Here is an 11,560-nt window from a genome sequence, read left to right as displayed (position 1 = left end):
CGGCGATGGCGACCGACGACAAGCTGCGCGACTATCTCAAGCGCGCCACGGCTGACCTCCAGCAGACCCGGCGGCGGCTGCACGACGCCGAGCAGCGCTGGCACGAACCCATCGCGATCGTCGCCGCGGCCTGCCGGTTCCCCGGCGGCGTCCGCACCCCCGACGACCTGTGGGAGCTGGTCGCCTCCGGCGGCGACGCGATCAGCGGGTTCCCGCAGAACCGCGGCTGGGACGTCGCCGGCCTGTACGACCCGGAGCCGGCGACGCCCGGGCGGACGTACTGCGTCAACGGCGGGTTCCTGCACGACGCGGGGGAGTTCGACGCCGACTTCTTCAAGATCAGCCCACGGGAGGCGCGGGAGACCGACCCGCAGCAGCGGCTGCTGCTGGAGACCGCCTGGGAGGTCGTCGAGCGGGCCGGCATCGACCCCGCCTCGCTCAAGGGCAGCGCCACCGGCGTCTTCGCCGGCCTCGTCTACCACGACTACGCCGCCAAGGGCGTCGGCAGCCTGGCCAGTGTCGCCTCCGGCCGGGTCGCGTACGCGCTGGGCCTGGAGGGCCCGGCCGTCACGGTGGACACCGCCTGCTCCTCGTCGCTGGTCTCGGTGCACCTGGCCGCGCACGCGCTGCGGGCCGGCGAGTGCGGCCTGGCCCTGGCCGGCGGGGTGACGGTGATGTCCACCCCGGACTCGTTCGTCGGGTTCAGCCAGGACCGGGGGCTGGCCCCCAACGGCCGGTGCAAGTCCTTCTCCTCCGACGCCGACGGCACCGCCTGGGGCGAGGGCATCGGCCTGCTGCTGCTGGAACGCCTCGCCGACGCCCGCCGCCACGGCCACCCGGTGCTCGGGCTGGTCAGGGGCAGCGCGGTCAACTCCGACGGTGCCAGCAACGGCCTCTCCGCCCCCAACGGGCCGGCCCAGCAGCGGGTGATCCGGGCCGCGCTGGCCGCCGCGCAGCTCACCGCCGACCAGGTCGACGCCATCGAGGCGCACGGCACCGGCACCACCCTCGGCGACCCGATCGAGGCGCAGGCGCTGCTGGCCACGTACGGGCAGGGCCGGCCGGCGGACCGGCCGCTCTGGCTCGGCTCGTTCAAGTCCAACGTCGGGCACGCGCAGGCCGCCGCCGGGGTCGGCGGGATCATCAAGATGCTGCAGGCGATGCGGCACGACACGCTGCCGCAGACCCTGCACGTCAAGGAACCCACCCCCAACGTGGACTGGTCCACCGGCAACGTGCGGCTGCTCACCGAGGCCCGGCCCTGGCCGCGCGGCGACCGCCCCCGCCGGGCCGGGGTCTCCGCGTTCGGGCTCAGCGGCACCAACGCCCACGCCATCGTCGAGGAGCCGCCCGCCGAGGCCGCCGGAGTCCAGGACACCGCCGCCCCCGTCCGCGACGACACCGCCTCGACGCCGGACGACGCCGGCGCGCGGCCGGTGGCGCTGCTGGTCTCCGGGCGGGACGAGCCGGCGCTGCGGGCGCAGGCCCGCCGGCTCGCCGGCCACCTGGAGGAGCACGCCGACCAGGCCCCGGCCGACGTGGCGTACTCGCTGGCCACCACCCGCGCGGCGCTGGAGCATCGGGCCGCCGTGATCGGCGCCGACCACGCCGCGCTCCGCGCCGGCCTGGCCGCGCTCGCCGACGGCACCGCCGCCGCCCACCTGGTCCGCGACACGGTACGCGTCGACGGCCGCACCGCCTTCTGCTTCACCGGGCAGGGCGCCCAGCGCCCCGGCATGGGACGGCAGCTGCACACCGCCTTCCCGGCCTTCGCCGACGCGTTCGACGCCGCCGTCGCCGCCCTCGATGAGCACCTGGCCCGGCCGCTGCGCGAGGTGGTGTGGGGCGCCGACGCCGACCCGCTGAACGACACCGGGTACGCCCAGCCGGCGCTCTTCGCGCTGGAGGTGGCGCTGTACCGGCTGCTGGAGAGCTGGGGGGTACGCCCGGCGTACCTGGTCGGGCACTCCATCGGCGAGCTGGCCGCCGCGCACGTCGCCGGCGTGCTCACCCTGCCCGACGCGGCGGCGCTGGTCGCCGCCCGAGGCCGGCTGATGGGGGCGCTGCCCCCCGGCGGGGCGATGGTCGCCGTGGAGGCGACCGAGGCGGAGGTCCGGCCACTGCTCGACGGGCGGGTCGACCTGGCGGCGGTGAACGGCCCGACCGCCGTGGTGGTCTCCGGTGTGGAGGCCGCCGCGCTGGCCGTCGCCGAGCAGCTGCGCGGCCTCGGCCGGCGGACCCGTCGGCTGGCCGTCTCGCACGCCTTCCACAGCCCGCTGATGGAACCCATGCTCACCGACTTCGCCGAGGTCGCCCGGTCGCTGTGCTACACCGCGCCGACCCTGGCGGTGGTCTCCACCCTGACCGGACAACCGGTCACCGGCGAGCTGACCGACCCCGAGCACTGGGTACGCCAGGTGCGCGGCACCGTCCGCTTCCACGACTCCGTACGGTGGCTCGCCGACCAGGGCGTCACAACGTTCCTGGAGCTCGGCCCGGACGCGGCGCTCTCGGCCACCGGCCCGGACTGCGTCGGCGACGGCCGGGACGCGGTCTTCGTCCCGCTGCTGCGCCGAGACCGGGACGAGGAGCGAGAGCTGGTCACCGCGCTGGCCCGCGCTCACACCCGGGGCACCGCGGTCGACTGGGCGGCCGTGCACCCCGGCGCCCGCCGGGTCGAGCTGCCCACCTACGAGTTCCAGCGCCGCTGGTACTGGTGGGAGGCGCCCGAGCCGGTCGCCGCCGCCCCGACCTTCCTCGACGACCTCGCCGCCGCCGACCCGGCCGCCCTCGCCGCCGACCTCGGCGTCGACCCGGCCGCCCTCGGCCAGGTGCTGCCCGCCCTGTCCGCGCTGCGCCGCCGGCACGCCGACCGGTCCGCGGTGGACGGCTGGCGCTACCGGGTGGTGTGGGAGTCCGTCGCCGACCCCGAGCCGGGTCCGGCGCCGGCCCGCTGGCTGGTCGCCGTGCCCGACGGGTACGACAACGACCTGCGGATCGGCATGATCGCGGCCACCCTGGCCGAGCACGGTGGCGAGGTGGTCCGCCTCCCGGTGGCCGACGCCGACCGGGACGCCCTCGCCGCCCGGCTGCGCGAGCTGCCCGGCCCCGGCACGGTGCTGCTCTGCCTGCTCGCCCTCGACGACCGGCCGCACCCCGACCACCCGGCGCTGACCCGCGGCCTCGCCGCGACGGTGGCGCTGGTCCAGGCGCTCGGCGACGCCCAGCTCGACGCCCCGATCTGGTGCCTCACCACCGGCGCGGTCGCCGTCGACCCGAGCGAGTCCGCCGACCCGGCCCAGGCCGCCGTGCACGGCCTCGGCACCGGCCTCGCCCTCGACCTGCCCCGGCACTGGGGCGGGCTGGTCGACCTGCCCGAGTTCCCCGACCCGGCCGCCCTGCGCCGGCTGCGCGCCCTGGTCACCACCACCGGCGGCGAGGACCACGTGGCCATCCGCGACGGCGGGGTGCGCGCCCGCCGGATGGTCCGGGCAGCCCGGCCGGTGGCGCCGCCGTCGTGGCGGCCGCGCGGCACCGTGCTGGTCACCGGCGGCACCGGCGGCCTCGGCGCGCACGTCGCCCGCGCCCTGGCCCGGGCCGGCGCCGAGCACCTGGTGCTGGTCGGCCGGCGCGGCGCGGAAACCCCCGGCGCGGAGGCGCTGGCCGCCGAGCTGACCGGCCTCGGCGCCGAGGTGACCCTCGCCGCGTGCGACGTCGCCGACCGCGACCAGCTCCGGGACCTGCTCGACGGGCTGCCCGCCCGGTGGCCGCTGACCGCCGTGGTGCACGCCGCCGGGGCCATGCAGCGCATCGCCCCGGTCGGGGAGCTGACCCTCGCCGAGATCGCCGACGTGGCCGCCGCCAAGGTGGCCGGCGCCGCCCACCTCGACGACCTGCTCGCCGACACCGAGCTGGACGCCTTCGTGCTCTTCTCCTCCGGCGCCGCCGTCTGGGGCAGCGCCGGGCAGGCCGGCTACGCCGCCGCGAACGCCTACCTGGACGCGCTGGCCGCCCGCCGCCGGGCCCGGGGCCTCGCCGCCGCCGCGATCGCCTGGGGCTCCTGGGACAGCGGCATGGTCGACGCCGAGCTGGCCGCCGGGATGCGTCGCCTCGGCGCGCCGCCGATGCGACCGGAGCTGGCGATCACCGCGCTGCCCGAGGCGTACCGGGCCGACGCCGGGGACCTCGTCGTCGCCGACATCGACTGGTCGCGCTTCGCCCCCGTCTACACCATGGCCCGCCGCCGACCGCTGCTCGACGCGCTGCCCGAGGTGGCCGAGGCGATCGCCGGCGACGCCACGAACGCCCCCACCGGGCTGGCCGACCGGCTCGCCGCGCTACCACCGGCCCAGCGGGCGCGGGCCCTGCTGGACACCGTCCGCGCCGAGGTGGCCGCCCTGCTCGGCTACGACAGCCCGGCCGCCCTCGACCCCGCCCGCCCCTTCGCCGACCTGGGCTTCGACTCGGTCGCCGCGATGGACCTGCGGCAGCGGCTCACCGCCGCCACCGGCCAGGCGCTGCCCGCCACGCTGGTCTTCGACCACCCGACGCCGGCCGCCGTGGCGGAGTTCCTCGGTGCGGAGCTGGGCGTCGGCGCCGCGGACGCGACCACCGGGCCGGTGGCCGACCTGGACCGGCTGGAGGCGTCGCTGGCCGCGCTGCCCGAGGAGGACGCCGACCGGCCCGCGCTCGCCGCCCGGCTGCGCGCCCTGATCGGCCTGGTCGACCCCTCCGCCGGCGACGACCGGCTCGGCGAGGCGGCGACCGCCGACGAGATCTTCGACTTCATCGACAACGAACTCGGGTTGCGCTGACCCGCACAGGGGTGAGGACCGGCATGGCGGAGGACGGCAAGCTTCTCGACTACCTGAAGCGGGTGACGGCGGATCTCACGCAGACCCGCCAGCGGCTCCAGGAGGTCGAGGGCGTCGAGCGGGACCCGATCGCGATCGTGGCGATGGCGTGCCGCTACCCCGGGGACGTGCGGACCCCGGAGCAGCTGTGGGACCTGGTGGCCGGCGGGGTGGACGCGGTCGGGCCGCTGCCCACCGACCGGGGCTGGGACCTCGCCCGGCTGCTCGCCGACGACCCCGACCGGATCGGCACCAGCTACGTCGCCGAGGGCGGCTTCCTCGCCGAGGCCGCCGAGTTCGACGCCGCCTTCTTCGGCATCTCCCCGCGCGAGGCGGCGGCGATGGACCCGCAGCAGCGGCTGATGCTGGAGGTCTCCTGGGAGGTGCTGGAACGCGCCGGCATCGCCCCCGACGCCGTCCGGGGCAAGCCGGTGGGCGTCTTCACCGGCTCCGGCTATCAGGACTACGGCGACCTGCTCAACGCCGCCCCGGAGGCGGCCGAGGCGTACCTGGGGACCGCGGCGGCGGCCTCGGTGATCGCCGGGCGGGTCGCGTACACGCTGGGGCTGGAGGGGCCCACGCTCACCGTGGACACCGCCTGCTCGTCGTCGCTGGTCGCGCTGCACCTGGCCGTGCAGGCGCTGCGCCGGCGCGAGTGCACCCTCGCCCTGGCCGGCGGGGTGATGGTGATGTCCACCCCGGCGCCGTTCGTGGCGTTCAGCCGGCAGCGCGGGCTCGCGCCCGACGGCCGCTGCAAGGCGTACTCCGACGACGCCGACGGCACCGGCTGGGCCGAGGGCGCCGGCGTGCTGCTGCTCGAACGGCTCTCCGACGCCCGCCGCAACGGCCACCCGGTGCTCGCCGTGGTGCGCGGCAGCGCGGTCAACCAGGACGGCGCGTCCAACGGCCTCACCGCCCCCAGCGGGCCGGCCCAGCAGCGGGTCATCCGCGCCGCCCTGGCCAACGCGCAGCTCCCGCCCGGCGAGGTCGACGTGGTCGAGGGGCACGGCACCGGCACCACCCTCGGCGACCCGATCGAGGCGCAGGCGCTGCTGGCCACGTACGGGCAGGGCCGGCCGGCGGACCGGCCGCTCTGGCTCGGCTCGCTGAAGTCCAACTTCGGGCACGCGCAGGCCGCCGCCGGGGTCGGCGGTGTGATCAAGATGGTGCAGGCCATCCGGCACGGCCTGCTGCCGAAGAGCCTGCACGTCGGCACCCCGTCGTCGCACGTGGACTGGACACCGGGGACCGTCCGGCCGCTCGCCGAGGCGCTGCCCTGGCCCGAGCTGGGCCGCCCCCGCCGGGCCGGCGTCTCCTCCTTCGGCGTCAGCGGCACCAACGCGCACGCCATCATCGAGCAGGCCCCGGAGGAGGAGCCGGCCGAGGTCACGACGCCGGAGCCGGCGCCGTCGGGGCGTACCCTCGCCTGGGTCCTGTCCGCCCGCGACCCGGAGGCGCTGCGCGCGCAGGCCGCGCGGCTCGCCGTCGTCGCGGCCGGGCCCGACCCGGCCGACGTCGGGCACGCCCTGGTCAATGGCCGCTCCGCGCTGGAACACCGCGCGGTCGTCACCGGTACGGACACGGCCGCGCTGGTGGCCGGCCTGACCGCCCTCGCCGACGACCGCGACGCCACCAACCTGGTCCGCGGCACCGCCCGCACCGACGCCCGGGTGGCCTTCGTCTTCCCCGGCCAGGGCTCGCAGTGGGCCGGGATGGCGGTCGAGCTGCTCGACTCGTCGCCGGTCTTCGCCGCGAAGATCGCCGAGTGCGCCCGCGCGCTGGAACCCTTCGTCGACTGGGACCTGGTCGACGTGCTGCGCGGCGCGCCCGGCGCGCCCACCCTCGACCCGGTCGACGTGGTGCAGCCGGTGCTCTGGTCGGTGATGGTCTCGCTGGCCGAGCTGTGGCGCAGCCACGGCGTCGAACCGGCCGCCGTGGTCGGCCACTCGCAGGGCGAGATCGCCGCCGCCTGCGTCGCCGGTGCGCTCACCCTCGACGACGGCGCCCGGGTGGTCGCCCTGCGCAGCCAGGTCATCGCCGCCGAGCTGGCCGGCCTGGGCGGGATGATGTCGGTCTCGCTGCCCGACGCCGCCGCCCGCGAGCGGCTCGCCGGCTGGGCGGGACGGCTCTCCCTCGCCGCCGTCAACGGCCCCGGCTCGGTGGTGGTCTGCGGCGAGGTGGACGCCCTCACCGCGTTCCAGGCCGAACTGGCCGCCGAGGAGATCCGCACCCGGATGATCCCGGTGGACTACGCCTCGCACTCCGTCTTCGTCGAGGGCATCCGCGACCGGCTCGCCGAGCTGCTCGCCCCGGTCCGCCCCCGCACCGCCGAGGTGCCGTTCTACTCGGCGGTCACCGCTGCCCTGCTGGACACCACCGCCCTCGACGGCGGCTACTGGTACACCAACCTGCGGCAGACCGTGCTCTTCGCCGACGCCACCCGGGCCATGCTCGCCGACGGGCTGACCGTCTTCGTCGAGCCCAGCGCCCACCCGACGCTCAAGGTCGGTATCGAGGAGACCGTCACCGACGCCGGCGCCCCGGCCGTCGTGATCGGTACGCTGCGCCGCGACGACGGCGGACCGGACCGCCTCGCCACCTCGCTCGCCGAGGCGTACGTCCACGGCGTCGCGGTCGACTGGCTGCCGCTGTTCGTCCGGCGGCCGGGACGGCGGGTGGAGCTGCCGACGTACCCGTTCCAGCGTCGCCGGCACTGGCTGGACGCGGCCGCCACCGGCACCGGGGACGTCACCGGCGCCGGCCAGCGCCCCGCCGACCACCTGCTGCTCAGCGCGGTCGTCGCCACCCCCGCCGACGACGGGGTGGTGCTCACCGGGCGCATCTCCACCGGCACCCACCCGTGGCTGGCCGACCACGCCGTCGCCGGCACCGTGCTGGTCCCCGGCACCGGCCTGGTCGAGCTGGCGCTGCGCGCCGGCGACGAGGTCGGCTGCCCGACCGTCAGCGAGCTGACCATCGGTGCGCCGCTGGTGCTCGCCGACGGCGCCGGCGTGCAACTGCGGGTCGCCGTCGGCGCGGCGGGGGAGCGCGGCGCCCGCCCGGTCAGCGTCTGGTCCCGGCCCGAGGACGCCACCCCCGAGGCGCCCTGGCAGCGGCACGCCACCGGCCAGCTCGCCCCGGCCACCGCCCGCCCCGCCGACGACCTGCGGCAGTGGCCGCCGGCCGGTGCCACCGCCGTGGACGTCGCCGCCCTCTACCCGGAGCTGGCCGACGCCGGGCTGGCGTACGGGCCGGTGTTCCAGGGGCTGCGGGCCGCCTGGCGCGCCGGCGCCGAGGTGTACGCGGAGGTGGAGCTGCCCGAGGAGGCCACCGCCGACGCCGAGCGCGCCGACCTGCACCCCGCCCTGCTCGACGCCGCGCTGCACGCGGTCGCCCTCACCGACGCCGTCGACGACCGGGCGCTGCTGCCGTTCGCCTTCACCGGGGTCACTCTGCACGCGGTCGGGGCGTCCAGCCTGCGGGTGCGGATCACCCCGCTGCGCGCCGGCGAGGTCGCCGTCGAGGCTGCCGACGCCACCGGCGCGCCGGTGCTCTCGCTGGACTCCCTCGTCCTGCGGCCGCTCCCGGCCGACCTCGCCCCGGCGCCGGCCGGGCCGGTCGCCGAGGCGCTCTACCGCACCGCCTGGACGCCCGTGCCCACCCCGCCGCCCGCGCCCGTCCAGGTCGGACGGTGGGATGCCGGCGAGGTCGCCGACGTGGTGGTGCTGCCGGTCGTCGGCGGCGCCGACGCGGCGTCGGTGCACGACACCAGCCGCCGCGTGCTCGCCGACCTCCAGACCTGGCTGGCCGACGACCGGTACGCCGCCAGCACCCTGCTGGTGCTCACCCGCGGCGCGATGGGCCGCGACGGCGAGGATGTCACCGACCTGGCCGGCGCCGCCGTCTGGGGCCTGGTCCGCTCCGCCCAGTCGGAGCACCCGGACCGGATCGTCCTCGCCGACGTGGACATCGACGTCACCGACGCCGTCGCGCTGGCGCCGACCCTCGTCGCCGCCGGTGAGCCGCAACTGCTGCGACGAGCCGGTGACCTGTTCGCCACCCGGCTGGTCCGCGCGCCGGCCACCGGCGAGGAGACGCCCGCCGGCCGGATCGACCCGGCCGGCACCGTGCTGGTCACCGGCGCCAGCGGCACCCTCGCCGCCATCGTCGCCCGCCACCTGGTCCTCGCCCACGGAGTACGCCACCTGCTGCTGCTCAGCCGGCGTGGACCGGCCGCCCCCGACGCGGCCGACCTGGCCGCCGAGCTGACCGGCCTCGGCGCCTCGGTCGACCAGGTCGCCTGCGACGTCACCGACTCGGACGCCCTCGCCGCCGTGCTGGCCGACGTCCCGGCCGGCCGTCCGCTGACCGCGGTGGTGCACACCGCCGGCGTGCTCGACGACGGCACCATCGCCTCGCTCACCCCCGAACAGCTCGACGCCGTGCTCGCCCCGAAGGTGGACGCGGCGCTGCACCTGCACGAGCTGACCCGCGACGCGGACCTTGGCGCGTTCGTCCTGTTCGGCTCCGCGGCCAGCGTGGTCGGCGCGCCCGGGCAGGGCAACTACGCGGCGGCGAACGCGTTCCTCGCCGGCCTCGCCGCGCACCGCCGGGCGCAGGGGCTCGCCGGCCAGTGCCTGGCCTGGGGGTTCTGGGCGCAGGCCACCGGCATGACCGGGCGGCTCGGCGGCGTCGACCGGGCGCGCATCTCCCGCAGCGGCATGATCGGCCTCACCGTCGACGAGGGGCTGACCCTGCTCGACGCTGCCCTGGACCGCCCCGACGCCCTGCTGCTGCCGGTCCAATTCGACCTCGCCGCCGTACGCGCCCAGGGCGACGTGCCGGCGCTGTTCCGTACCCTGCTGCCGGTCGCCCGGCGCAGCGCCGCCGGGGTACGCGCCGACGCCGGTTCCCTGGTGGACCGGCTGCTCCGGCTGCCCGAAGCGGACCGTGAGCAGGCGCTGCTCGACCTGGTCCTGGACCGGGTGGCGCTGGTGCTCGGCTTCACCTCCGCCGCCGCCGTCGCCCCGGAGCGGGCGTTCCGCGAGCTGGGCTTCGACTCGCTCACCGCGGTCGAGTTCCGCAACCGGCTCAACCAGACCCTCGGCCTGCGGCTGCCGGTCACCGCGGTCTTCGACTACCCCTCACCGGCCGGGCTGGCCCGCTTCCTGGTCGACGAGCTCTCCGGTACCGCCGCCGTGACGTCCGCCGTGGCGGCGGCGAAGCCGGTTGACGAGCCGATCGCCATCGTCGCGATGAGCTGTCGCTTCCCCGGCGGGGTCAGCTCGCCGGAGGAGCTGTGGCGGCTGGTCGCCGACGGGGTGGACGCGATCGGCGACTTCCCGGCCGACCGGGGCTGGAACGTCGACCAGCTCCACGACCCCGACTTCACCACGCCGAACAGCAGCTACACCCGCTCCGGCGGCTTCCTCCACGACGCCGCCGACTTCGACCCCACGTTCTTCAGGATCAGCCCGAACGAGGCGCTGGGCATGGACCCGCAGCAACGGCTGCTGCTGGAGTGCGCCTGGGAGACCTTCGAGCGGGCCGGCATCGACCCGGGCACGCTCAAGGGCAGCCCCACCGGCGTCTTCGCCGGCCTGATGTACCACGACTACCCGGCCAACAGCGGCACCGGCGCGGTCGCCTCGGGTCGGGTGGCGTACGTGCTCGGCCTGGAGGGGCCGGCGATGACCATCGACACCGCCTGTTCGTCCTCGCTGGTGGCGCTGCACCTGGCCGCGCAGGCGCTGCGGTCGGGGGAGTGCGACCTGGCGCTGGCCGGCGGGGTCAGCGTGATGGCCACCCCGGAGATCTTCGTCGAGTTCAGCCGGCAGCGGGCACTGTCCCCGGACGGCCGCTGCCGCGCCTTCGCCGCCGCCGCGGCCGGCACCGGCATCGCCGAGGGCGCCGGGTTCCTGCTGGTCGAGCGGCTCTCCGACGCCCGCCGCAACGGTCACCCGGTCCTCGCCGTGGTGCGCGGCTCGGCGGTCAACCAGGACGGCGCGTCCAACGGCATGACCGCGCCGAACGGCCCGTCCCAGCAGCGGGTGATCCGCGCCGCGCTCGCCTCGGCCGGCGTCCCGGCCGCCGAGGTCGACCTGGTCGAGGCGCACGGCACGGGCACGACCCTCGGCGACCCGATCGAGGCGCAGGCCCTGCTCGCCACGTACGGCCGGGAGCGCCCCGCCGACCGGCCCCTCTGGCTGGGTTCGGTCAAGTCGAACCTGGGCCACACGCAGGCGGCGGCCGGGGTGGCCGGGGTGATGAAGGTCGTCCTCGCCATGCGGCACGGGGCGATGCCCCGGACGCTGCACGTGGACGCGCCGTCGCCGCAGGTGGACTGGTCCGCCGGTGCGGTGGAGCTGTTGACCGAGGCGCGTCAGTGGCCGGTGAACGGGCATCCGCGCCGGGCCGGGGTGTCGTCGTTCGGCATCAGTGGCACCAACGCGCACGTCATCATCGAGCAGGCCCCGGACGAATCCCCGGCGCCGGCCGGCCCTGCCCCGGACGCCGCCGGCCCGGTCGTGCCCTGGCTGGTGTCCGCCCGGTCGGAGGCGGCGCTGCGGGCCCAGGCCGGGCGGCTCTCCGCGTACGCCGGCGGGCACCCCGACCTGCGTGACGGCGACATCGGGTGGTCCCTCGCCACCGGACGGGCCCGATGGGAACGGCGGGCCGTCGTCCTCGGCGCCGACCGGACCGAGCTG

General features: G+C 77.1%; 2 protein-coding genes (1 of these 2 only partly in view). Both read left to right on the top strand.

Annotated features, from left to right (window positions below):
* Positions 1-5: 5 nt before the first annotated feature.
* Positions 6-4,814 carry a type I polyketide synthase gene (locus M2302_RS09525; RefSeq protein WP_280837538.1) on the top strand — a complete coding sequence of 1,603 codons (4,809 nt, stop codon included), beginning with the start codon at positions 6-8 and terminating at the stop codon, positions 4,812-4,814.
* A 23-nt stretch (positions 4,815-4,837) separates the two neighbouring features.
* Positions 4,838-11,560 carry the beginning of a type I polyketide synthase gene (locus tag M2302_RS09515; RefSeq protein ID WP_348529412.1) on the top strand. It continues 9,285 nt past the right edge of the window, so only the first 6,723 of its 16,008 coding nucleotides appear in the window; it begins with the start codon at positions 4,838-4,840; the stop codon falls past the right edge of the window.

The sequence above is a fragment of the Micromonospora sp. A200 genome (assembly GCF_029893845.1).
Taxonomy (GTDB): Bacteria; Actinomycetota; Actinomycetes; order Mycobacteriales; family Micromonosporaceae; genus Micromonospora; species Micromonospora purpureochromogenes.
The sequence above is the reverse complement of the archived record's forward strand: the minus strand, read 5'-3'. Positions and strand labels throughout refer to the sequence as shown.